Annotated in this window: 24 protein-coding genes; 6 read left to right on the top strand and 18 right to left on the bottom strand. The window is 74.0% G+C overall.

All coding sequences use genetic code 11. The annotated features are described in order from the left end of the window. Window positions 1-107 precede the first annotated feature (107 nt). The 9 genes from ACFVS6_RS24850 to ACFVS6_RS24810 form a co-directional block, all read right to left on the bottom strand. Complete coding sequence (locus ACFVS6_RS24850; RefSeq protein WP_389706989.1) at window positions 108-1,187, bottom strand: 2-aminoethylphosphonate ABC transporter substrate-binding protein; 1,080 nt, start codon at window positions 1,185-1,187, stop codon at window positions 108-110. A gap of 32 nt (window positions 1,188-1,219) precedes the next feature. Beyond that, window positions 1,220-2,017 carry an ABC transporter permease gene (locus ACFVS6_RS24845; RefSeq protein WP_389706988.1) on the bottom strand — a complete coding sequence of 266 codons (798 nt, stop codon included), beginning with the start codon at window positions 2,015-2,017 and terminating at the stop codon, window positions 1,220-1,222. After that, window positions 2,004-2,936 (bottom strand): 2-aminoethylphosphonate ABC transporter permease subunit, encoded by a 933-nt coding sequence (locus tag ACFVS6_RS24840; protein ID WP_389706986.1) that lies wholly within the window; start codon window positions 2,934-2,936, stop codon window positions 2,004-2,006. The genes ACFVS6_RS24845 and ACFVS6_RS24840 overlap by 14 nt, the downstream gene beginning before the upstream one ends. Further along, entirely contained in the window at window positions 2,929-3,978 is a 1,050-nt protein-coding gene (locus tag ACFVS6_RS24835) for an ABC transporter ATP-binding protein (RefSeq protein WP_389706984.1), read from the bottom strand. Before ACFVS6_RS24835 ends, ACFVS6_RS24840 begins: the two co-directional genes overlap by 8 nt. Next, window positions 3,975-4,670, bottom strand: coding sequence for a phosphonatase-like hydrolase (locus ACFVS6_RS24830; RefSeq protein WP_389706982.1), 696 nt, complete (start codon window positions 4,668-4,670; stop codon window positions 3,975-3,977). Before ACFVS6_RS24830 ends, ACFVS6_RS24835 begins: the two co-directional genes overlap by 4 nt. Window positions 4,671-4,675: 5 nt before the next feature. After that, on the bottom strand, window positions 4,676-5,797 hold the full coding sequence (locus ACFVS6_RS24825; protein WP_389706981.1) for a TIGR03364 family FAD-dependent oxidoreductase: 1,122 nt from the start codon (window positions 5,795-5,797) through the stop codon (window positions 4,676-4,678). Between the two features lie 157 nt (window positions 5,798-5,954). Continuing rightward, window positions 5,955-6,725 (bottom strand): GntR family transcriptional regulator, encoded by a 771-nt coding sequence (locus ACFVS6_RS24820; RefSeq protein ID WP_389706979.1) that lies wholly within the window; start codon window positions 6,723-6,725, stop codon window positions 5,955-5,957. A gap of 126 nt (window positions 6,726-6,851) precedes the next feature. Next, window positions 6,852-7,604, bottom strand: a complete 753-nt coding sequence (locus ACFVS6_RS24815; RefSeq protein WP_389706978.1) for a hypothetical protein — start codon at window positions 7,602-7,604, stop codon at window positions 6,852-6,854. Between the two features lie 208 nt (window positions 7,605-7,812). Next, window positions 7,813-8,919, bottom strand: a complete 1,107-nt coding sequence (locus ACFVS6_RS24810; protein WP_389706977.1) for an ROK family protein — start codon at window positions 8,917-8,919, stop codon at window positions 7,813-7,815. Between the two features lie 55 nt (window positions 8,920-8,974). Between ACFVS6_RS24810 and ACFVS6_RS24805 the strand changes: the two genes are divergently transcribed. Continuing rightward, the gene (locus ACFVS6_RS24805) at window positions 8,975-10,072 is read left to right on the top strand and encodes a Gfo/Idh/MocA family oxidoreductase (protein ID WP_389706975.1); all 1,098 of its coding nucleotides are present in this window, start codon (window positions 8,975-8,977) and stop codon (window positions 10,070-10,072) included. 133 nt (window positions 10,073-10,205) lie between these two features. Then, a complete protein-coding gene (locus ACFVS6_RS24800) occupies window positions 10,206-11,444 on the top strand; it encodes an ALF repeat-containing protein (RefSeq protein WP_389706974.1) in 1,239 nt (412 codons plus the stop codon). 70 nt (window positions 11,445-11,514) lie between these two features. On the opposite strand, the gene ACFVS6_RS24795 is transcribed toward ACFVS6_RS24800, so the two are convergent. From ACFVS6_RS24795 to ACFVS6_RS24770, 6 genes are all read right to left on the bottom strand, one after another. Then, window positions 11,515-12,372 carry a fumarylacetoacetate hydrolase family protein gene (locus ACFVS6_RS24795; RefSeq protein ID WP_389706973.1) on the bottom strand — a complete coding sequence of 286 codons (858 nt, stop codon included), beginning with the start codon at window positions 12,370-12,372 and terminating at the stop codon, window positions 11,515-11,517. A gap of 139 nt (window positions 12,373-12,511) precedes the next feature. Continuing rightward, the gene (locus tag ACFVS6_RS24790; RefSeq protein WP_389707009.1) at window positions 12,512-13,258 is read right to left on the bottom strand and encodes a YidC/Oxa1 family membrane protein insertase; all 747 of its coding nucleotides are present in this window, start codon (window positions 13,256-13,258) and stop codon (window positions 12,512-12,514) included. Between the two features lie 177 nt (window positions 13,259-13,435). Beyond that, a complete protein-coding gene (locus ACFVS6_RS24785) occupies window positions 13,436-13,780 on the bottom strand; it encodes a DUF6412 domain-containing protein (protein ID WP_389706971.1) in 345 nt (114 codons plus the stop codon). Between the two features lie 141 nt (window positions 13,781-13,921). Then, window positions 13,922-15,418, bottom strand: coding sequence for a sodium:solute symporter (locus ACFVS6_RS24780; protein WP_389707008.1), 1,497 nt, complete (start codon window positions 15,416-15,418; stop codon window positions 13,922-13,924). Between the two features lie 38 nt (window positions 15,419-15,456). Next, window positions 15,457-15,687, bottom strand: a complete 231-nt coding sequence (locus ACFVS6_RS24775) for a DUF3311 domain-containing protein (protein ID WP_389706970.1) — start codon at window positions 15,685-15,687, stop codon at window positions 15,457-15,459. A 137-nt stretch (window positions 15,688-15,824) separates the two neighbouring features. Then, a complete protein-coding gene (locus tag ACFVS6_RS24770; RefSeq protein ID WP_389706968.1) occupies window positions 15,825-16,691 on the bottom strand; it encodes a class E sortase in 867 nt (288 codons plus the stop codon). A gap of 56 nt (window positions 16,692-16,747) precedes the next feature. Here ACFVS6_RS24770 and ACFVS6_RS24765 point away from each other — a divergent pair, with 56 nt between their 5' ends. Both ACFVS6_RS24765 and ACFVS6_RS24760 read left to right on the top strand, forming a co-directional pair. Next, on the top strand, window positions 16,748-17,746 hold the full coding sequence (locus ACFVS6_RS24765; RefSeq protein ID WP_389706966.1) for an SEC-C domain-containing protein: 999 nt from the start codon (window positions 16,748-16,750) through the stop codon (window positions 17,744-17,746). Window positions 17,747-17,931: 185 nt separating this feature from the next. Further along, entirely contained in the window at window positions 17,932-18,438 is a 507-nt protein-coding gene (locus tag ACFVS6_RS24760) for a very short patch repair endonuclease (protein ID WP_389706964.1), read from the top strand. A 41-nt stretch (window positions 18,439-18,479) separates the two neighbouring features. On the opposite strand, the gene ACFVS6_RS24755 is transcribed toward ACFVS6_RS24760, so the two are convergent. Then, the gene (locus ACFVS6_RS24755; RefSeq protein ID WP_389706963.1) at window positions 18,480-19,736 is read right to left on the bottom strand and encodes a hypothetical protein; all 1,257 of its coding nucleotides are present in this window, start codon (window positions 19,734-19,736) and stop codon (window positions 18,480-18,482) included. Between the two features lie 148 nt (window positions 19,737-19,884). Then, a complete protein-coding gene (locus ACFVS6_RS24750; RefSeq protein WP_389706961.1) occupies window positions 19,885-20,421 on the bottom strand; it encodes an N-acetyltransferase in 537 nt (178 codons plus the stop codon). 161 nt (window positions 20,422-20,582) lie between these two features. Here ACFVS6_RS24750 and ACFVS6_RS24745 point away from each other — a divergent pair, with 161 nt between their 5' ends. Together ACFVS6_RS24745 and ACFVS6_RS24740 are read left to right on the top strand one after the other, a co-directional pair. Then, a complete protein-coding gene (locus ACFVS6_RS24745) occupies window positions 20,583-20,759 on the top strand; it encodes a hypothetical protein (RefSeq protein WP_389706959.1) in 177 nt (58 codons plus the stop codon). Window positions 20,760-20,870: 111 nt separating this feature from the next. Next, a complete protein-coding gene (locus tag ACFVS6_RS24740) occupies window positions 20,871-21,170 on the top strand; it encodes a hypothetical protein (RefSeq protein WP_389706958.1) in 300 nt (99 codons plus the stop codon). 90 nt (window positions 21,171-21,260) lie between these two features. On the opposite strand, the gene ACFVS6_RS24735 is transcribed toward ACFVS6_RS24740, so the two are convergent. After that, the gene (locus ACFVS6_RS24735) at window positions 21,261-22,577 is read right to left on the bottom strand and encodes a DUF445 domain-containing protein (protein WP_389706956.1); all 1,317 of its coding nucleotides are present in this window, start codon (window positions 22,575-22,577) and stop codon (window positions 21,261-21,263) included. Window positions 22,578-22,595 lie beyond the last annotated feature (18 nt).

The raw sequence follows: 22,595 nt of genomic DNA, 5'->3' as shown, positions 1-22,595 counted from the left end.
TGGGCACTGCGGACATGCGTCGGGTCCGGACCGGGGGTGCGGTCCCGGGTCCAGACCCGTTATGCGAGCGTCACTCTTCCGGGCGGGGGTGGCCAGGAAGTAACCGGTCAGCTTCCGGTTGCCGACTTCCACGCGTCGACGTAGGCGGTGAGGTTCGTGTCGATGTCGGCCCAGTCGGGTTCGAAGACCTCGACGCCCGTCATCAGCTTGGTCAGTTCGACGGCGTTGGCGTCGGTCGGCTTGACGTCGGTGCGTGCGGGGAATCCGCCGCCGACGCCGCTGACGAGCTTCTGGGCGTCCTCGCCGAGCATGAAGTCGAGGAGCTTCTTGCCGTTCTCGGCGTGCGGGGCCTTGTCGAGGAGGCCGGCCGCGTAGGGCAGGGCGAAGGTGGTGGGCCTGCCGCCCTCCTTCGCCGGGAACCATATGCCCAGGTTCGGCATGGACTTGGACTGTGCGAAGTTCATCTGGACGTCGCCGTTCGCGACGAGCAGTTCGCCCTTGTCGGTCTTCGGCGCGAGCTTGCTGGTGGAGGAGGACGGGCCGACGTTGTTGGCCTGGAGCTTCTTGAGGTACTCCATGGCGGGTTCCTTGCCGCCGAAGTCGTGCATCGACTTGATGAGGACGGCGGTGCCGTCGCCGGCGACGCCGGGGGTGGAGTACTGGAGCTTGCCCTTGTACTTGGGGTCGAGGAGCTCCTCCCAGGTCCTGGGGGCCTCGGCGAGCTCCTTCTTGTTGTGGATGAAGCCGAAGTAGTTGTTGACGACGGACGTCCACTTGCCGTCGGCGGCCTTGTTCGCACCGTTGACCTGCTCCGAGCCCTTCGGCCGGTACGCCTGGAGCAGGCCCTTGCCGTCGGCCTGTTGGATGAAGGGCGGCAGGGTGACGAGGACGTCGGCCTGGGTGTTGGTCTTCTCGCGGACGGCGCGCTGCACCATCTCGCCGGAGCCGCCCTCGACGTACTTGACCTCGATGCCGGTCTTCTTGGTGAACTCGGCGAAGACCTTGTCGTACCAGCCGTCGCCCTTGTCGCTCTTGAGGCCGTCGGCGCTGTAGACGGTGACGACCTTGTCCCCCTCGCCGGAGGACCCGGCGGGGGAGCCGGAGCCGCAGGCGGTGAGGGCGCAGGTGAGGACGAGGCCGCCGGCGACGGTGGTGGCGGTGCGCAGGAGGGTGCGGTTGCTGGGCATGGAACTTCCTTACGGGGAAGGGGAGCCGGGGATCAGCGGTACGAGGCTTTGGTGCGGATGCGGGAGACGGCCGGCAGCACCAGCAGGGTGGTGGCCATCAGGACCACGGCGACGGCGGAGCCGCTGAAGAGCGAGCCGCGGTCGGTGGCGGTGAAGATCCGGACCGGCAGGGGCGTCCAGTCCGGCGGGTAGAGCATCATCGTGGCGCTCAGTTCGCCCATCGACAGCGCGAAGCAGAGCCCGGCGGCCGAGGTGAGGGACGGCAGCAGCAGGGGCAGCCTGACCCGCCACAGGACGTACGCGGGTCGGGCGCCGAGGGAGGCAGCGGCCTGTTCGTAGGCGGGGTCGAGGCGGGCGAGCGCGGCCGAGACGGATTGGTACGCGAAGGCCGTCACGAGCACGGTGTGGGCCAGGATCACGATGGAACTCGTGCCGTTGAGCAGCAGCGGGGGCTTGCTGAACGCGACGAGCACGGCGAGGCCGACGACCACGGACGGTACGGCGACGGGCAGCATGAACAGGGCGTCCAGGGACCGCCTGCCGCGCTTCTTGAGGCCGGCGGCGGCCAGCGCCGCCCAGGTGCCGAGGGTGAGCGCGAGCAGGCTCGCGACGAGCGCGGTGACCAGGGAGGTGGTCAGGGCCCGCAGGGATTCGCCGCGCACGGCGGCGGCGTAGTTCTCGGCGGTCGGGCCGGAGGGGAAGGCTCCGGACCAGTGGGTGGAGAAGGACGCGGCGACCACGACCAGCAGCGGCAGGGCGAAGAGGGGAAGGAAGAGGAGGCCGAACAGGGCCCAGGAGGCCCAGCGGCCGGTCCTGCTATGCACCAGCACGCTTGCTCACCACCCGGTAGAGGCCGAACAGGCCGACGGAGATCGCGATGTTGACGACGGCGACCACGCAGGCGGCCGCGTAGTCGGATTCGAGGATGGCCTTGCCGTAGATGAGCATCGGGAGCGTCGTGACGTCCTTGGCGCCGGTGAACAGCACGATCCCGAACTCGTTGAGGCACATGACCAGGACGAGGCTGCCGCCGGCGGCGAGGGCCGGCAGGGCCTCGGGCAGGATGACCCGCCGGACGATCCGGGCCGGCTTCGCCCCGAGGGAGGACGCGACTTCCAGCTGGGCGGTGTCCAGTTGGGAGAAGGCGGCGAGCAGCGGGCGCATCACGAACGGGGTGAACCAGGTGATCTCCGCGAGCAGGACGCCCCAGGGGGTCGCCAGGAACTGGAAGGGTCCCTCGGCGGCGCCCGTCAGGTCGGTCCAGGCTCCGTTGGCCATGCCCACCGTCCCGTAGATGAAGAGGAGGGCGAGGGTGACGAGGAAGGAGGGGAAGGAGAGGAAGACGTCGATGAACTTGGCGACGGCCTTGGAGCCGGGGAACGGGACGAAGGCGATGACCAGCGCGAGGGCGAAGCCGAGGACGAGGCAGCCGACGGTGGCGCCGACGGCCAGCCACACCGTGGTGCCGAGGGCCTCGCGGAAGCCGTGGGAGGCGAACACGGAGGCGTAGGCGTCGAAGGCGCCGCCACCGCCCTCGGGGCTGAGCGACTGCCGCACGACCAGGGCGAGGGGGTAGAGGAAGACCACCGCGAGGACGGCCACGGGCGGCGCCGTCCACACCCAGGCCGGAGCGGTGCGCGGGCGCCGGGCGGCCGGGGCCTGCGACGGGCCGGGCCCGGCGGCCCCCACGGTCCGGGCCGGCGGGGTCGCGGCGGCGGGTTCCCGCAGGTCACCGGCGAGTTCAGGCATCGGAGACCCCCGCCGACAGCAGGACCGCGTCGCGTGGCTCGAAGTGCAGGGTCACCGTGTCGCCCAGCGCCGGGGTCTCGCGCAGTTCGGGCAGGTCGGCCTTGACGCGGTGGCCGTCCACGTCCACGTACAGCCGGTGCGTGGAGCCCCGCCACTGGACCTCGGTGATGGTGCCGCGCAGGGCGTTGGGGCCCTCGCCGAGGCCGATCAGGTGCGGCCGTACGCACAGCGTGGCGCGGGCGCCGGGTGCCGCGCCGCCGCGGTCCAGCTCCAGGCCGCGCCCCTCGAACACGGCGCCGCCGTCGGCCACCGTCACGGGCAGCAGGTTGGCGTTGCCGACGAAGGAGGCGGTGAACTCGGTCCGCGGGGAGCGGTACAGCTCCTGCGGGGTCCCGCAGTCCTGGAGCCGGGCCCGGTCCATGACGGCGATCCGGTCGGCCAGGGTCAGGGCCTCCACCTGGTCGTGCGTGACGTACAGGATGGACACGTCGGGCAGTTCGCGGTGCAGCCGGGCCAGTTCGGCGAGCATCCCGGAGCGCAACTGCGCGTCGAGCGCGGAGAGCGGCTCGTCGAGCAGGAGCACGCCGGGGCGGATGGCGAGCGCCCGGGCGATGGCCACCCGCTGCTGCTGGCCGCCGGACAGCTCGCGCGGGTAGCGGGTGGCGTAGGCGCCCATCCCGGTCATCTCCAGGGCCTCGGCGACCCGGTCCCGGATGCCGGCCCTGGGGGCCTTCCGCGCCTTGAGGCCGAAGGCGACGTTCTCCGCGACCCGCATGTGCGGGAACAGCGCGTACTGCTGGACGACCATGCCGATGCCGCGCTTGTGCGGGGGCAGCGCGGTGACGTCCCGGCCGCCGATCAGGATCCGGCCGGCGGCGGGCCGTACGAAACCGGCGACCGAGCGCAGCGCCGTGGTCTTGCCGGAGCCGGAGGGCCCCAGCAGTGCCATGACCTCGCCGGGTTCCACGGTCAGGTCGAGGGAGTCCAGGACGGTGTTCCCGGCGTAGGCGACCGAGACGGAGTCGAAGCGGATGCCGCTCACGCCCCGGTCCCCCGCTCCAGCAGCCCGGGGAGTTCGGCGACGGAGCCGAGGACGTGGGTGGCGCCGCTCCCGGTCAACGCGGCCCGGTCGTGGGCGCCGGTGAGGACCCCGGCGACGATGCCCGCGCCGGCTCGGCGGCCGCTGAGCACGTCGTACGAGGTGTCCCCGACGACGACCGCGTCCCGTACGTCGGCCACGGCGCCGGTGCGCAGGAACGCGGTCAGCACCATGTCCGGGAAGGGCCGGCCGCGGCCGCCCGCGTCGGCGGGGCACAGGGTGAGGTCGGCGAGGTCCTGCCAACCGAGGGCGTCGAGGATGGCGTCCTGGGTGACCCGGGCGAAGCCGGTGGTCAGGACGACGGCACGGCCCTCGGCGCGGAGCCGCTCGACGGCCTCGCGGGCGCCGGGGAGGGGGGCGACGAGGCCGCCGTCGACGAGTTCCCCGTAGGCCCGCTCGAAGGCGGAGTTGGCGCGGCGGGCGAGTTCCTCCGTGCCGAAGAGGCTGCGGAAGACCGAGATCTTCGACTCGCCCATGGTGTCGCGCACGTACTGGAGCTTGGCGGCGTGGTCGGCGCTGCCGGGCTCGACGCCGAGGTCCTCGGCGGCGCGCTCGAAGGCCCGCTCGACGAGACCGCCGTCGGCGACGGTCGTGCCGGCCATGTCGAGGACGATCAGCTTGTTGGCATCGGTCATGTCGGTCACCAGCCCAGTTCGTTCGCGGTGGTCTCGGCGATGGCGGGCGAGCAGGTCATCCCGCGCCCGCCGGGCCCGGTCACCAACCACACCCCGTCGGACACCTGTTGGCGGTGGACGACGCGGGTGGTGTCGGTGCACTGGGCGTAGACGCCCGCCCAGCGGTGGCGGATCCTCGGCAGCGGGCGGCCCAGGAAGGACTCGGCGACCGCGGCGACGTGCTCGTAGGGGTCTTCGAGGGTGTCGAAGGCGAAGGGGTGCTCGTATTCGTGGGTGTCGCCGATGGTCAGTCCGCCGTCCCGGCGCTGGACCATCAGCAGTTGCATCGCGTGCGCGGCGGCGACGGGCTCCTGCGGCTGTCCGGCGTTGAGTTCGTCGAGCGCCGGGGACGCGTAGGCGGGGTAGTAGCGGAAGCTGTCGGCGTCGGCGACGGAGGTGGTCAGGGCCTCGCCGAGCGGGGCCGTCTGCATCATCTGCAGCCGGACCCGGCGCACCGGGAGGTCGGGGACCAGCTCGCGGACCAGGCCGGACAGCCAGGCGCCGGTGGCGAGGACGACCGCGTCGCCGCGGTGGACGTCACCGTGGTCGTCTCGGACCGCGCCCGCGCCGACGACCTCGCGGACCTCGCGGCCGGTGAGGAAGGTGTACCGGCCGGACGCCCGCAGGGCTTCGCGGAGGTGGAGCTGCGCGGTGCGCGGCTCCACGGCCGCGTCCCGCTCGCACCACAGGGCCGCCTCGAAGTCCCCGCGCAGGGCCGGGTTGATCGCCCGCGCCTCGGCGGCGGTGACCAGCTCGTAGCCGCGGGCGGCGGCGTCGGGGCGGGCGAGCGCCGCCTCCGCCACCGCGTGCTCGCGGGCGCCCCGGACGGGGGTGAGGGAACCGATCGCGCGGAAGCCCAGTCCGGGCACCTCCGCGCCGATCCGCTCCCAGAGCTCGCGGGCCCGCAGGGCGGTGTCGAGTTCCTCGCCCCCGGCCCGTCCGCTGACCCAGATCTGGCCGAAATTGCGCAGTGACGCGCCGCGTGCCTCCGCTTCCCGTTCGATCTGGACGACCTCGTGGCCGCGTTCGATTGCTTGCCAGGCGTGCATGGTGCCGACCACGCCGCCTCCGACGACTATGACTCTCACGCCGTCCAAGGTGGCGGCGACCGGTGGCCCGGGAGGGTCCGGTCGACGACGGGCCGGTGAACAGCCCTCGACGCTTGGACCAGACCCGTTACCGTTCCGTGATGCAAGGGCGCCCGTTTTGGATCGTTTGCCGGGTGTCGAGGGCGCCCGCCGCGCGCTATTCGGGGCGCAGGCGCGTCGTGAAGCTGAACCGGTCACCACGGTAGAGCGAACGCACCCGCTCCAGCGGGCGGCCCTGCCCGTCCCGCGAGAACCGGTGGATGAGCAGCATCGGAAGGGCCGGCGGGGTGCCGATGAGCAGGGCTTCGCGGGGTGTGGCGAGGACCGTCTCCAGCTTCTCGTCGGCCTCGCCGAAGGCGATGCCGAGGTCGTCGCGGAGGTAGCCGTAGAAGGAGGAGTCGGGCTGGAAATCGATGTCGAGGCGGGGCGCGCGGGCGACCCTGATGTACGTGCTCTCCAGGCCGACGCGCTCGTCGTCGGCGAGCAGTACCCGTTCCAGGTGCCAGACGGGCTCGCCGCTCTCCGCGCCGATGCCGGCGGCGAGGCCGTCCGGACAGGGGAAGCGCTCCAGGCCGATCAGGTTGCGGCCGGGGCGGCGGCCCTGCCGGCGCACCCCTTCGGTGTAGCTGGCGAGGGAGAGCGGCTGCTCCAGCTTGGGTCCGGCGACGACCGTGCCGCGCCCCGACCGGCGGAGCCGGCCTTCCAGGAGCAACTCGCGCAGGGCCTGCCGCACGGTCTCGCGGGACACCGCGTAGCGCTCCGCGAGATCCCGCTCGGTGGGCAGCGAGCCGCCTTCGCCGAGCTCGTCGAGCAGATCGGCGATCAGCGCCTTGACGGCGTAGTACTTGGGGATCCGGCCGTGCTCCGGGATGCCCGAGCGCACGGGGCTGCCGGGGAGGTGCTGGTGCCGCTGGGTCTGTTCTTCCACGTGGGGACTGTACGTGGGGCAGGTGTACGGAGATCGTCGCGCGCGGGGCGGGCTGGGCGTGCGGGGTCCCGGGCTCGCGGTGCCGGGAGCGGGGTGCCGGCGGGCGGGGTGCAGGTCGGGCGGGTGTCAGCGGGTGCGGGGTGCGCGGAACCGGCGGGCGCCCAGGAGCAGGCCGCCTCCGGCGGTGAGCGTGGCGAGGGCGCCGGCCCCGTACGCCCAGGGGTGGTCGCGGGGGCCGGTGTGCGCGAGGGCTCCCGCCTCGGCGGCGTCCTGCGGGCCCTCGACCTCGAACCGGTAGCCGCCGGCCTCCCCGACCCAGTCGCCGTCGTCCCCGTGGTCGCCCTTGCGCTGGACGAGGGCGGCGTCCGCGACGACCTCGCCGTGGGGGGTCTCCTCGGCGAAGGCGAGGCGCACGGTGACGGTGATCGAGCCGCCCGCGCCGACGGAGAACCCGGAGAAGGCGTCGCCGCCGTCGAACACCGCGATGATCTCGTCGCGGTCGGTCCGCTCCAGGCTGACGGGGTGGGAACCGCCCGGAGCGTCGAACTCCATCCGGAGGTGGGCGGGGCGCAGGGCCCGCGCCTTGTCCGTGAACACGACGACGGGGTGGATCGCCGTGCACGAGCCGCTCGTGGTGTTCGTCAGGTCCAACAGCCAGGTCTGCGCCCCGCCGCCGGCCCGGTAGACGGCCGGGCCGCCACGGATCCGGGCCCCGATGGGGAAGGCGGCGCCCTTGCCGTCCCCGCAGCTGGCCAGCGCGCGCGAGGGGAGCGCCGGGGCCGGTCGGGCGCCGCCTCCGGTGCCGATGTCCGCCACGGCGGAGGGCGCGGCGGAGGCGAGGAGGACGGCGGTGAGGGCAAGGGCTTTGCGCAGTCGCATGGAAGACCTTCGCTGCTCGCCGGACGGGACGATGATAGGACGAGGCGACAATCACCCCGGCCTTGTCCGCACCCTTCCACGCGCGCGCGACCCCTTGTCGGGAGCCGCGCGTGAGCACCTCCGGTTTACGCCCGGATGGCGCACCGGGTCAAGCGCCGAACCCGTTCCCGCACGTCGGCGGGGGTGCCCGGATCGGGCGGCGGGCCCGTCACCCACCGGCCGGGGGCGTTCCGGGGTGGACGTACAGCGGGGTCAGGGCCAGTTCCGCGGCGCCCTCGGCGATGCCGCCCGGGGCCTGCGCCACCGTCGGCGGGGCCGTGTCGATCAGGGGGCGCGCCGCCAGCGCGGCCCGGACCCCGGTGACGAAGATGTCCGGATCGGCGTCCACGACCCGTCCGCCCAGCAGCACCCGGTCCACGTCGAGCAGCGCGACCAGGTTCGCCGCGCCCTCCCCCAGGATCCGGGCCGCTTCCGGCAGGTCCCCGCGGGCCACCGCGTCCAGGCAGAGCACCTCCAGGCAGCCCCGTCCCCCGCACCGGCACGGCGGGCCGTCCAGGCTCAGCACCTGGTGCCCGAACTCCCCGGCCGCCGACCTGGCGCCCCGGTGGATCTCGCCGTCCAGCCGCAGCCCGGCGCCGAGCCCGGTGCCGACGTGCAGGTACACCGACGTGCCCGCGCCCGGCCCGCCCGGACCCCCGGTCGCGACGGCGGCGTTGGTGTCCTTGTCCAGCACCACCGGCAGCCCCAGCCGCCCGGCCAGCACCTCCCGTAGCGGGAACCCCGCCCAGTTCGGGAACCCGGTCACCCGGCCCAGCACCCCGCTGCGCCAGTCCAGCGGCCCCGGCGCGGCCACCCCCACGCCTACGGGCGGGGGCGTCCCCGTCCGTCCCCGGAGCCCCGCGACGGCCTCCACGACCGCGTCCACGACGGGCTCGGGGCCCGCCCCGAAGTCCAGCGGGACGCGCAGGCGCGCGACGACGACGCCGGCGAGGTCGACCCGTACGGCCCGCAGTTCGTCGCGGTCCAGGTGGACGCCCACCGCGTGCCGGGCGCCGGGGACGAGTCGCAGCAGCGTGCGCGGCTTGCCGCCGGTGGAGGGGCCGCGGCCGGCGTCGGCCACCAGGCCGTCCGCGGCGAGCCGGGCCGCGATCTTGCTGACGGCCTGCGGCGTCAGCCCCGCGCCGTCGGCGAGCTCGGCGCGGCCGAGGCCGGGCGGTCCGGCGGCGCGCAGCAGCCCCAGCAGTACCGCCTCGTTGTGCCCGCGCAGCGCGGGCAGGTTCACCCCGCCGCGACCGGCCCCGTCACCCCTGTTCACCTGCCCATTGTCCACCCTCCTTGCACTTGCGCAACGCTGTTGCCAAAGTGGTCCCATGAACACCGCCTCCCCCACCGCCCCCCTGCGCGTCGCCCTCGTCGGCTACGGACTCGCCGGTTCCGTGTTCCACGCCCCCCTCGTGACCGCGACCGAGGGGCTCGTCCTCGACACGGTCGTCACCTCCGACCCCGGCCGGCAGGGCCAGGTCCGCGAGGCCTTCCCCGACGTCCGGCTCGCCGCGTCCGCGGACGAGCTGTGGGCCCGCGCGGGCGGCGAGGACGCCCCGGACCTCGTCGTCATCGCCTCCCCCAACAAGACCCACGTCCCGCTCGCCACCGCCGCGCTCACGGCCGGCATCCCCGTGGTCGTGGACAAGCCGCTCGCCGCCACGGCGGCCGAGGCCCGCGAACTCGCCGCCCTCGCCGACCGGACCGGCACCTTCCTGTCCGTCTTCCAGAACCGCCGCTGGGACAACGACTTCCTCACGCTGCGCCGGCTCCTCGACGGCGGCGACCTGGGCGAGGTCCTGCGCTTCGAGTCCCGCTTCGAGCGTTGGCGCCCGCAGCTCAAGGGCGGCTGGCGCGAGTCGGGCGCGCCGGAGGAGATCGGCGGCCTGCTGTACGACCTGGGCAGCCACGTCGTGGACCAGGCGCTCGTACTGTTCGGCCCGGCCGTACGCGTCTACGCGGAAGCGGACGTGCGGCGCCCGGGCGCCGAGGCGGACGACGACACGTTCATCGCGCTCACCCACGCGAACGGCGTCCGCTCGCACCTGCACGTCAGCGCGACCACGGCCCAGCTGGGACCGCGCTTCCGGGTCCTGGGCTCCCGCGCGGGCTGGGTCAAGTACGGCCTGGACCCCCAGGAGGCCGCCCTGCGCGAGGGCCTGCGCCCCGGGGACGAGAGCCGACCGTGGGGCGAGGAGCCCGAGCACCTGTGGGGTCGACTGGGTTCCGGCGAGTCCCCGCTGACCGGCGGCGGCCTGCCGGTGCCCACGGCGGCGGGCGACTACCCCGCGTACTACGCGGCGGTCGCGGCCGCCCTGCGCTCGGGCGGACCGGCACCGGTCACCGCGCACGAGGCGGCGCAGTGCCTGGCGGTGCTGGAGGCGGCACGGCGGTCGTCGGCGGAGGGCGTCGCCGTCGACCTCTGAGCGACCGCGCCGGACGCCCGATCGGCCACCATCAGGATCGGGATGGGCGTGAAATCGACGCTTCCGGGGACGCGAGCGACATATTCTTCACAAGCTGTAGATCATCACACGTGTGAAGAATGGAATTCCATCAGTGAAACTGCCCCGGATCGCAACCGTCGTGGCCGCCGCCGCGATAGCCCCGGCCGTCCTGCTCTCCTCGCCCGCGTTCGCCGCCGACTCCGCCTCGGCGGCGAACGCGGGGTCCTCGGCGACCACGCCCGACGGGGCCGCCCAGCCCGCGAACCCCGCTCCGGGCGGCACGACGACCAACTCCGGCGAAACCCCGGAGGCCGCCAAGGACCGGGCCGCGATCGAGGCGCTCCTCAAGGACCCGGCGACGAGCAAGGACATGCGCGCGGCCGCGGAGAAGGCGCTCAAGGGAAAGGCCGAGGACATGCGGCGCTTCCTTGAGGTCGAACGGCCGAAGCTGCAGCTGGAGGAGGACCGCGTACGGGTCGCCGCGATCGGCGAGGCGGGCGGCAAGGCCGTGCGCGCCGCGGCCGACGAGACCCTCAAGGTGAACACCCGCGAGGCGATCACCGCGTTCCTGCTGACCGGGCAGCACGAGGCCCGTTACAAGGACGACCTGGTCGAGATCATCCGCATGCTCGACGGAGCGGGCAAGGGCATCACCAAGGCCGCCAACGAGCTGCTCTCCAAGGGAACGCCCGAGCAGGTCCGCGCGTTCGTCGCGACCGGCCAGCACACGGTCCGCGCGGAGGACGACCGGGTCGCCCTGTTCGGGATGCTGAAGGACGCCGGGCCGGGTCTGAAGGAGGGCATCATCAAGCTCCTCGAAGGCAACCCGAAGCCCGAGCAGCTGCGCGAGTTCGTGAAGACCACGCAGCACGCCCTGCGCGACGACGACAACACCGTCCTGATCTCGGCGATGGTGACGGGCGCCGGCCCGGAGCTGAAGAAGGCCGCCCTCGCAGCGCTCAAGGGCACCGCCCAGGACCGGGCCGAGTTCCTCAAGACCGGCCAGCACGAGGCGCGCGCCAAGGACAAGGCCACCGGGGGCCAGACCGGCGGCACGGGCACGACCGGCGGCACCGGCACGACCGGCGGCACGGGCACGACGGGCGGCACGGGCACGACCGGTTCGACGGGGACCACGGGCACGACGGGGACCACCGGCACCACCGGCACGACCGGCACGACCGGGAACACGAACGTGACCCCGGCGGGCAGCACCGGTTCCGGACCGCTCGCGAACACGGGCGCCGGATCCGAGAACGTCCTGATCGGGGGCGCGGCCGCCGCGACCCTCGCCGCGGGCGCGGGCCTGGTCATCGCCAACCGCCGCCGCCGCCCGACGACCGAGGGCTGATCGGCACCACGTACGGGGACACGGAAGGGGCGGACCACCGTGATGGTCCGCCCCTTCGCCGTGCCGTGGGTCAGGCGCTCTTGAACTCCTGGCGCTGGCGTCCGAGGCCCTCGATCTCCACCTCGACGACGTCACCGGCCCGCAGGAACGGCTTCGGTTCCGGCTGTCCGGCGGCCACGCCCGCGGGCGTGCCCGTGACGATGACGTCGCCCGGGTACAGGGTCATGAAGTGGCTCAGGTACCGCACGACCTCGCCGACCGCGAAGATCTGGTCGGAGGTGTGGCCGTCCTGCTTCAGCTCGCCGTTCACCCACAGCCGTACGTCCAGCACCTGCGGGTCCGGGACCTCGTCCGCGGTGACCAGCCAGGGGCCGAGCGGGGTGAAGGTCTCGCAGTTCTTGCCCTTGTCCCAGGTGCCGCCGCGCTCCGTCTGGAAGGCGCGCTCCGTCACGTCGTTCGCCAGCAGGTAGCCGGCGACGTGGGCGAGGCCCTGTTCGGCGGAGTCCAGGTAGCGGGCGGTGGCGCCGATGACGACGCCGAGCTCGGCCTCCCAGTCGGTCTTCACGCTGCCGCGCGGGATCAGCACGGTGTCGTCCGGGCCGACCACGGTGTCCGGGGCCTTGAGGAAGACGATCGGCTCCGGCGGCGCCTCGGCGCCGACCTCGGCGGCGTGGCCGTGGTAGTTCAGCCCGATGCCCACGATCTTGCCGATGCGGCCGACCGGGGAGCCGACGCGCAGCCCCTCCGCGTCGAGCACCGGGAGCTCGCCCGCCGCCACGGCGTCCCGCACCCGGGACAGCGCGGAGTCGTCGGCGAGCAGGTCGCCGTCCACGTCCGTGATCAGGCCGGACAGGTCACGCAGGGTGCCGTCCTGGTCGAGCAGCGCGGGGCGCTCCGACCCGACGGGTCCGACACGCAGCAGCTTCATGGGCATTCTCCCGTGGTCGGGGGTGGTCGGCCCGGGGCATGCCGGGGCCGGCCGATGGGTTGCGGCCATCGGAGGATTGGTTGATCCTCCAAGATGACCGCCCAATCCGCAAGACCCTGTTCACGGACTGGAACGCCCGCTACCGCCTGCGGCCCGTCGTCCGGCCGGCCGCGGCGACCGGGGTGGCGGGGGTGGACGGGGCGACCGGGGCATCGCCCTCGCCGGCGGCCGCCGCCGCACGGTCCTTGCGGTGCTGGAGCCAGGCCCGCTCCGCGACCGACCAGGCGGTGGTGGTCAGCAGGTACAGCCCGGCCGCGAGCGGCACCACGGCGGCCGTGATCAGCGTCCCGAACGACAGCAGGGGCAGTACGCCGCCCAGCTTCCGCATCGCCGCCTGCTGCTCGGCGCTCAGCTCCACCGCCGGCTTCGGCTGCGCAGAGGCTTTACCGGCCCCGGCCCCGGCCTTGCCCGCGCGCGGGCCCGGCGTCGGGACGGGCAGCGCGGGCGCCGCCGCGGCGGCGCGCCGTCCCCGCACCGCGCTCCAGGCGGCCACCACGGCGATGGCCGCGAACAGGCCGAGGAAGACCAGGCCCTGCGGCCCGAGGGGACCGCCCTCCGCCAGCGCGCCCGTCAGGCGGGATCCGAGCGGCGCCGCGAACAGTCGGTGGCCCAACAGTTCGTTGGCCTCTCCGCCGACCTCCGAGGAGGAGAACGCCTGGTACATGACGAAGAACACCGGCAACTGGAGCAGTACGGGCAGGCAGCCGGCCGCCGGCGTCGCGCCCCGGAACGCCGCACGGCTCAGCGGATGCAGGGCGAGCCGTACGAGCACGGTGAACAGCACGATCGCGGCAGCGGTCGCGGACTCGGCCAGTACCGGCTCCATGAGCCGGCCCAGCTCGGCAACGAGATGAGTGAAAACGGACACGCGGGCCCTCCGAGGGGTCTCGTCGAACGTCGAAGAAGGTGCATTTCGGCGTGACGACCCGCGAGGGGCGACGACAGTGATCGGCCCGACCGTGACCGGTCGGCGGAAGCAGAAGGCGGAAGGTGCTGCGCGCCCCTACGCGGCCGTCGGAAGGAGACGGCCGGGCGCCCTGGGCCGGGACCGGCCCGAGGCATCGGGGTCGCGTTGCGGCAGGAACGCCGTGCGCTGCTCGCGATCACGGATCGCGGTGCGTATTCGGTGCGGTGGCACGGGCCGGACGAGGCACGCGGCCAGGGCCGCGGCGCCCACGGCGACGACGGCCGCCAACGCCACCACCGCGGTGGCCAGGCCGTTCTCGCCCGCCATCAGGCCGAGGAACCCGCCGAGCAGCAGGAGCAGGGCGGCGAGCAGCCGCGAGCCCCTGGAAGTGGCGAGGAAGGACAGCGGAGTGCGCACGGCGGTTCGCTTCGTCCCCGTCATGCCGGCCACCCCCTCCCCCTCACGAGCCGCCCGACCCGGCGGCCCCACGCGACGACGCCCGCACACGCGCTCGCACGGACTCCCGTACGAAATAGGGCTCTCGGACCGATGGTAACCGGGCCCACCGACAAGGAGAGGGGATCAGCCGACGGATTCCCGGCGTTCGAGCGGATCCCGGGCCAGCACCTCCCCGTCGGGTCGACCGTCCCCGTCCGTCCCCGCGCCGCCCCGCGGTCCGGCGGCCCGGGACACCCCGAGCGCCACCGCCAGGTTCAGCAGCAGCGCGACCATCCCCGCGTTCACGCCCAGCACCGGGTCGTGCCCGCCGAAGACCAGTCCACAGACCACCGCCACCCCCACGACCAGGCCGCCCACCGCACCCGCCACCGTCAACCCGCGCCACACCAGGCCCAGCAGCAGCATCGGCAGCAGCTGCGCCATGCCCTCGTACGAGACGAGCGACAGCCGCACCAGGGTGTTGGGAGCGACGTAGGTCATCACCAGGGCGATCGACCCGGCGGCCACGACCACGATCCGGGAGGCGAGCACCTGCCTCTCCCCCGCACTCCACCGGGGCACGAGCGACAGCACGCTACGGCCCCACATCGTCCCGATGACCAGCATGAACACGGCCATCGGCACGATCGACGACAGTGCGGCGGCCACCCCGATCACGCCCACCGCCCATGCCGGCAGCGAGTCGACGACCAGCTCGAACAGCGCCAGGTTCGACCCGGCGCCGGACAGTCCCGGCACCACGAACAGCGCGGCCATCCCGAGCAGCATCGGTACGAACAACAACACGTTGTAGGCGGGCAGCAGCACGGCATTGCGCCGCAGCGCGTCGGCGCTGCGCGCCCCCAGGTACCCCGCCACGGTGGTCGGGAAGATGACGACGGTCAGCGCGTTGAGCACGGAGGTGCTCACGAACCACCCGACCCCGAGTTCTCCACCGCCGTCCCCGGCCGCCCCGCCGTTCCCGGGCAGGGTCAGCCACTGCGGCTTCTCGGCCACGAGCCGGTCGAAGAGCTCCCCGTAGCCGCCGAAGTAGTGGAACGGGACGTACACGGCGAGGAACCCCAGCGTCCCGATCACCATCACGTCCTTGAGCACCGACACCCACGCGCTCCCGCGCAGTCCGCTGACGACCACGAAGCCGGTGGTGACCGCGAACGCCAGGAGGTAGGCCGCTTCGAGCGACACCGCCCCGTAGGTCACCGTCGAGACGACGACGCCCATGCCGGTGATCTGCAACTGGATGTAGGGCAGCAGGAACACCGTGGCGAGGACGGCCACGGCCGCCCCGAGCCAGGGGCGCCCGTAGCGGTGGGCCACCATGTCGCTGATCCCGACGAGCCCGTGCCGGCGCGCGTAGTCCCACAGCATGGGGCCGACGACGTACCCCACCGCGTAGCCGCAGGACATGTACGCGACGACGTACAGCACCGGGGCGCCGTAGTTGTAGCCCCAGCCGGCGGCTCCGAGGTAGCTGAAGCTGGTGTAACCCTCCCCCGCCATCAGGACCCAGACGAAGACGGTCCCCAGCGAGCGCCCGCCCACCGACCACTCGGCGAGGCCTCCCCCGCCGCCGCCCCGCCCCCGGACCGCGAGCAGGCCGAGCGCGACGGTCACCACCATGAACACCGCGAAGACGGAGGTCGCGACGAAGGCCCCGCTCACGCGGAACCACCGGGGTCGCGCCGGGCGGGATCCCGGCGGTCACCGCGCCGCGTGAGCCACACCGCGAGCGGCGTCACCAGCGTCGCCCCGAGCAGCCACACGAACAGGAACGGCACCCCGCCCGGCCGCGGCTCGATCCTGTTCACCACCGGCAGCGCCCCGAGGAACAACACGAAGGGCACCCCCAACCACACCAACTGCGGACGCTTCACCCGTTTCGTACGCACCCGGCCCACCCTAGGACCTGTCGTCGAACTCCCGGACACCGCGAGGCCGCCCTTCGGGCGACGGCGGGACTCTGACGACAGGCCCTGGAGCCTGTCGCGCCGTGACCCCGTGCGAACGCCCGGCCACCTGAACCGCATCAGGACGACTTGAGCGTCCCCCACACCACCAGGCGGTACTTGGAGCTGTATTCGGGCGTGCAGGTGGTGAGCGTGATGTAGGCGTCCGGCCGGCTGTACCCGTACTCGGGCCGCACCGCGCTGCGCGGCACCGGTGCGATCACCCCGGTGTCCCGCTCGGTGGTCTCGTTCAACACCTGCCCGACCACGTAGGTGTAACGCCGGCCGCGCACGTCGACGTGCAACTCGTCGCCGGGGCGCAGCCTGTTGACGTACCGGAACGGCTCCCCGTGCGTGTTGCGGTGCCCCGCCAGCGCGAAGTTGCCCCGCTCCCCGGGCCGGGCGGTCCCCGGGTACTGGCCGACGTACCCCTTGTCCAGCACGGCCCGCTTGTCGATCCCCTGAGCGACGGGAACTGCGAGGCCCAGGCGCGGAATCCGCAGGACGGCGTACGCCTCCTCCGGCGCTGGCGCCGGCTTCGGCCGCGGCGCCGCGGAGGCCCCCGACCCTGCCGTCGGCCGCACGGACGGGGACAGCGGCCCGGCATCGGACGGGGACCGCGAACCCGCCGCGGAGGGCTCCGCACCACCCCCGGGGGCGTCCCCCGCGGAGCCGTCCGCGACACCGGTATCGCCCGGACCGGGATCCGCCCGCGCGCCCGCCTCCGCGGGCTCCCCCTCCCAGGACCGCTCCAGGGCCTGGACCTGCTCCTGCGCGGCGGCCGCGGCCTGCCGATTCGTCCACCACACCTGGTGCACCACCAGCAACGCCACCACCACGCCCAGCGTGGTGACCACCTCGGCGCCCACCCACAACAGCCGTGCGAGACGGGCCCCGCGCCCCCGCCGGCCGCTCCCCTGCACCACCACACGTATGTGATCCCGCACGGGCCGCACCCTAAGTCCTCCCCCCTCAACTGACCAGCGGCAGTACGGTGTGAACCATGCGCCCCGACACGCCTGCAGAGCACATTGCCGAAGCCGAGCGCCTCATCCGCACGGCGACCCGTTACCCCGAGGACCAGGAGCCGCTCCTCCTCCAGGCCGCCGCCCACCTCGAACTGGGTGACGCGCGGGACCGGGCGAGCGCCCTCTACGACCAACTCCTCTCCGCCTCGCCCGCGGATCCACACCTGATCAAGGCCCTGCAGGCCGCGAACCTGTGGGAGTACGGCCACGAGGCCGAGGCCCGCGCCCTGATCTCCGGCATCCGGGCCGCCGCCCCCGCGGACCCGGCCCCCTGGGAGGTGATCGCGGAAACCCTCGAAGCCCACGACGAGCTGGAAGCCTCGCACGACTGCTTCACCGAGGCGGCGACCCTGCTGACCTCCGAGGAGACCCCCCTCACCCAGGCCACCACCGCCCTCCTCACGGGCCGCCACCGGGTCCGTCGCCTGCTCGGGCTCCCGCACGACGAATGGGACATGGTCGCCGACACCCGGCACATCGGCCCGATCCCCCTGGACGAACTCCACGACCCGAAGCGCATCTGGGCCCTCGGCTCCGACGACCCGGCCGAACTGCGCGCCGAGATCGCCCGTCTGCGTGCCGAACTGGGCGACCGCCGCGCCGCCCTCTCCCGGCCGTTCCCGGTGGCGATCCTGCACTGGCCCCAGCGCGAACTCGCCGAGCTCCTCACCTCGTACCCGACCCTGTCGACGGAGTACGCCTCCCACGCGACGCACCTGACCGGCATCGAGGCGTCCCTCCGCGCCCTCGCCTCGTCGGGCACCACCAACCTCGGCATCGTCACCGGCAGCGTCCCCTCGTACGAGGCCTTCGCCGCCTCCGAGAAGACCTCCCCGGCCTCCCCCTCCCTGCTCGCCGAGTACGCCACCACCCTGGCGGCCCGCGGCAAGGCCACCTCCTGGCCGCCCGGCCCGACGGCCCCGTGCTGGTGCGCCTCGACGAAGCCCTACTCGGAGTGCCACGGGGAGTCCTGACCGCCCGGACCGGCAGGCCCTTCCGCCCGCGGAGGGCGCCGGCCGGCCCGCGGTCACGGCCGCCCCCGCCCGCGTTCGAGACCCCTGTCGGTGCCGTTCCGTACCATCGGCCCCAGGGGCGCCCGCGGATTCCCGGCGGGATCGGACCCCGTCGCCCATGACCACCGGCAAGCGGGGAGCGCCCGATGATCCCGACGGAACCCTCCTCCGCCGCCGTCTCCGCGCGGATGAGCCGGCAGGCCGTACGGAACACCGCGCCCGAGGTGGCGGTGCGCAAGCTGCTCCACGCCGCGGGGCTGCGCTACCGGCTCCAGGTGAAGGTCCCCGGGATGCCGCGCCGCACCATCGACATCGCCTTCCCCGGCCCGAAGGTCGCCGTCTTCCTGGACGGATGCTTCTGGCACGGATGCCCGCAACACGCGACGCGACCGAAGTCCAACGCCGAGTGGTGGCGCGAGAAGCTCGAACGCAACATGGCACGGGACCGGGAGACGAACGAGCAGTTGGCGTCGGCCGGTTGGACCGTGCTCCGGTTCTGGGAGCACGAACCGCCCGAGGTCGTCGCGGCGCGGGTCATCGCGACCCGGGACGCGGCCGCACCGCACCGGGCCGCACCGGAACGCCGCACGCGGCCCGCCGCCGGGGCGGACGGGCCGGCCGGCGCGAACGGGGCCGCCCCGGAAGCGGGTTGATCCGCCGCGCGGCGGCGCACCCGGGCCGGGCCTCCGCTTCCTCAGCCCTTGTCCGGAAACAGGGCGAGCTGTTGGTGGCCGCGGGCCAGGGCCGTGGGCGGGACGGGGCGGGACGCCCCCAGGGCGAGCACGGCCCGGAGCGCCGCGAGCACCTCGGTCGGTGAGTCGCGGAGCATCGCCGGGGTCGCGCTGACCACCAGGACGCCGTGCGACTCCAGCCGCAGGCGGCGGCGCAGGGTGGCCTGCCAGGCGTCACGGGTGTAGTGGTACTCCGCCGAGTCGACCTCCAGGGCCACGCCCTCGTCGGGCCAGTAGGCGTCCGGACTGGCCAGGAAGACGCCGTCCGCGGTGTGGAGGCGGGCGTTCCAGAGCGGGGTGGGGAGGTCGGTGGCCCCGAGGGTGTCGCGGGCCCGGGCCTCGGCGACCGAGCGGACCCCTACCAGGAGTTCCGCGGCGGCGGCCCGGACCGCGGGGCGGGCCAACAGGCGGGACGTGCGGAGTTCCGCGTGCAGGTCGTGCGGGTGACACCAACCGGCCTGCACGACCTGGGCCAGGACGGAACGGATCCGGTCGGGCGGCGCGCCCGGATCCGTACGGGCGGCGAAGTCGGCGGCGGCGCGTACGGGGCGGGCCGTGGGGACACCGGACACGGTCATGGTGCGCGGCCAGCGGGACGTGGCCCGGGGCCTGACCCCGGGGGCGGGCGCGAGCCGGCGCGGGGCCCGGATCAGGACGTCGGCCGGCGCGGCGGGGGCCTCGCGGATGCCGAGGAGGGCGAGGGCGGCGCCGCCGGTGAGGACGGCCGTGTCGCCGGAGAGCGGGTCCGCGGCGGGTTCGGCCGCGTACAGGACGGCCGCCAGCGCGCGCTGGCGGGGGTCGGGCGGGCCGGTCTGCAGGAGGTACACGCGGGGCAACAGCCGCTGCCAGGGGCCGCCGGGGCGGGCTCGGGAGGTGATCGTGCCGCCGGGGACGCCCGCGCCGGCGGTGAGCTGGTGCCGCGTGACGAGCCCGTGCTGCCGCCGGGCCAGGCGCGACGCGACGGCCCGGCCGGAGGCCCGCGTGGCGGGCCGGGTCCCGGGCCGGCTCCCGGGCCGGGTCGAAGCGGGCGTCGCGGGCCGGGTCGAAGCGGGCGTGGCGGTGGCGGGCGTGGTCGAGGCGGGCCCGGTGGTGCCTGGCCTAGTGGCGCCCGGCATGGGGGTGCCCGGCGGAGCGGCCCCGGGGGCGGTCGCCGGGTTCGGGGTGGCGGTCGTGCCGGACTCGGGCTTCGGGGTGGCGGGGTTCCGCCGCGCTGTGATCATGGCCCGGGTATGCCCCTCCCCCGACCCGGTGTACCGCCCGCGCGGACACGCGGCGCGCCCCGGTCCCGAAGGGGAAGCGGAACCGGCCGGAGGGACGGGCCGGGCCCGGCCGGCGGAACGATTCAGCGGACCGGGTCGGAGGTTCGCGTCAGAGGTTCGGGTGGGTCGGGGAGAGGAAGACGATCACGCCCGTCTCCGTGCCCGGGAGCGCGGGGACCTCGTGCCAGCCCAGGCGGCGGTACGTGGCGACCGTGTCCGTGGCCAGCCGCGAGGTCAGCAGCCACGCCCGCCCGTCGGGGGCGTCCGCGGTGATCTCGGTGAGGAGGGTCCGGCCGGTGCCGTGGCCGCGCGCGTAGCCGCGTACGGCCAGTTCGTCGATCTCCAGGGCCCCGACGAGGAGCTCCCGCACCCGGGCCGCCCCGAGTTGGGCGGTGACCTGCGGGTACGCGCGGTTCTTGGGGAAGGGGGCCGGGGTCAGCCAGCCCGTGGCGAAGCCGTCGATGCCTGTGGCGGACTGGGCGAACGCCGTACGGAACCCCGGGCGCCGAACATCGGTCTGGAGCCGGGTCGAGAACTGGCGAATGGTTTCTTCACCTTCGTTCCACGGCGGACCGGAGAACACGTCCGCGTAGGCGTCGACCAGCTCGTCCGCGAGGTCGAGGACGGCCCGTCCGTAAGAGATCAAGGCGTCGACTCCTGGTGGTGGGTTGAGCGGGTTTCCCCCTGGAAGACCGAATCTACGCCTTCCGGGTTCCCTCCCGAGCCGCTCCGCAGAAACGGAGAGTGTGCGACAAATCGCCGCGACGCGGTCCGTGTCGCGCACCCGGCCACCGCGTTGAGCAGCCCGTGGACAGACTCCTGCGCGCGGCGGGCGGATTCGCGCTCGCCTTCCTGCTCGTCCTCGGGATCGTGGCGGTGCTGCCCCGGGCCGTGCAGCACGCGGTGCCGCACGCCGTCATCGGCGGGGCCGTGCTCGTACTGGGCGCGGTGGGCGCCCGACGTGCTTCCGGGCGGCCGCGTTAGCCTCGGGGAGGATCCATCGGACGGTCGGACCATCGGACCGCAGCCCGGTGTGATCGACGACGGAACAGCACGAACGAGCATCATCAGCCGAGAAGACCGAGGGAGTTCGACATGGCGCGGGTACCGAGTTCCGTGGTGACGGCCGCAGGCCTGGTCGGCGGCTACGCCGTCGCCCGCTGGACCAGGAAGCGCCCGCTGGGCGGTGTCGTGCTCGGCGCCGCCGGGCTCGTGGCCGGACGGGAGTGGCACCGGCGCGGAGGCGTCCCGGTCGCGGCGGGCCTCGGGGCCCTGTACGTCGCCGGCTTCGCGGGCTCGCACCCGCTGGCCAAGAAGGTCGGCGCCTGGCCGGCCGTCATCGGCGCCGCCGGTGTCGTGGCCGCCACGACCTGGGCGGTGGCCGACCGGGGCTGATCCCCCGGTCGGAAGGGTCGCGGGGACCGGGAGGAACGGCCCGACCCCGGCCCGGTGGGCGGTCGCGCGAACGACCGCCCGCCCGCCCCCCTACGCCCCGAACGCCCGCGACACCGTGTAGATCAGGAGACCGGCCAGCGCGCCGACCACCGTGCCGTTGATGCGGATGAACTGGAGGTCGCGCCCGATGTGGGCCTCGATCTTGCGGGAGGTGTGTTCCGCGTCCCAGCTCGCCACCGTGTCCGTGATCAGCGAGGTGATCTCGGTGCGGTACGTCGTGACCACGTACACGACGGCGCCCTCGATCCAGCCCTCCACCTTCGCCTGGAGCCGGCCGTCGGTGGCCAGACGCGCGCCGAGCGAGATCAGGGAGGCGCGCACCCGCAGCCGCAGCTCGCTCTGCTCGTCCTCCGCCGCCGAGAGGATCATCGAGCGGATCGCGGTCCACGCGGAGGCGATCACGTCCTGGACCTCGCCCCGCGCGAGGATCTCGGACTTCAGCCGTTCGACGCGCGCCCGCGTCTGCGTGTCCGACTGGAGGTCGGCGGCGAAGTCCGTCAGGAAACGGTCGACCGCCCCGCGCGCCGGGTGCTCCGGCATGTCGCGCATCTCCGTGACGAAGCGCAGCAGTTCCTTGTAGACGCGGTCGCCGATCTTCCGGTCGACGAAGCGCGGCGTCCAGCCCGGGGCGCCGCCCTGGACGGCGTCCATCACCGAGTCGCCGTGCGTGACGAGCCAGTCGTGGGCCTTCGTGCACACCAGGTCCACGGCCCGGCGGTGGCCGCCGTCCGCGACCACCTTCTCCAGGGTCTTGCCGAGGCCCGGGGCGATCTCGGCGTGCTCGGCGCGCCGGGTGATGGCCTCGCCGACGACGGCCTGCACGTCGGAATCGCGCAGGACGGTCAGCGCCCCGCGCAGCGCGGTCGCCAGCTCGGCGGTGACCCGGTCGGCGTGTTCGGGTTCCGCCAGCCAGGCGCCGAGGCGGCCGCCGATGCCGAGGGCGCCCAGCCGGGCGCGCACGACGTCGGAGGAGAGGAAGTTCTCGCCGACGAACTCGCCGAGGGAGACTCCCAGCTGGTCCTTCTTGGTCGGGATGATCGCGGTGTGCGGGATCGGCAGGCCCAGCGGCCGGCGGAACAGCGCGGTGACCGCGAACCAGTCCGCGAGGGCGCCCACCATGCCGGCCTCGGCCGCCGCCGCCACGTACCCGGCCCAGCCGCCCGCGCCCCAGGCGTGCTGGGCGTACTTGGCGAGTACGTAGATCACCGCGACCAGGACCAGCAGGCCCGTCGCGGTGGTCTTCATCCGGCGGACGCCGCGCCGCCGTTCCTCGTCCGCCGCGTTGAACACGAACGCGCCCCGGGGCGGCGGAGGTGGCGCGGTGCGCGCCCTCGTGTCACTGTCCACGTGTTCCACGGGTTCCTG

The organism is Streptomyces sp. NPDC057939 (assembly GCF_042887545.1).
Classification (GTDB): domain Bacteria; phylum Actinomycetota; class Actinomycetes; order Streptomycetales; family Streptomycetaceae; genus Streptomyces.
Note: the sequence above shows the minus strand (reverse complement) of the source record. Positions and strands in the feature narration are given on the sequence as shown.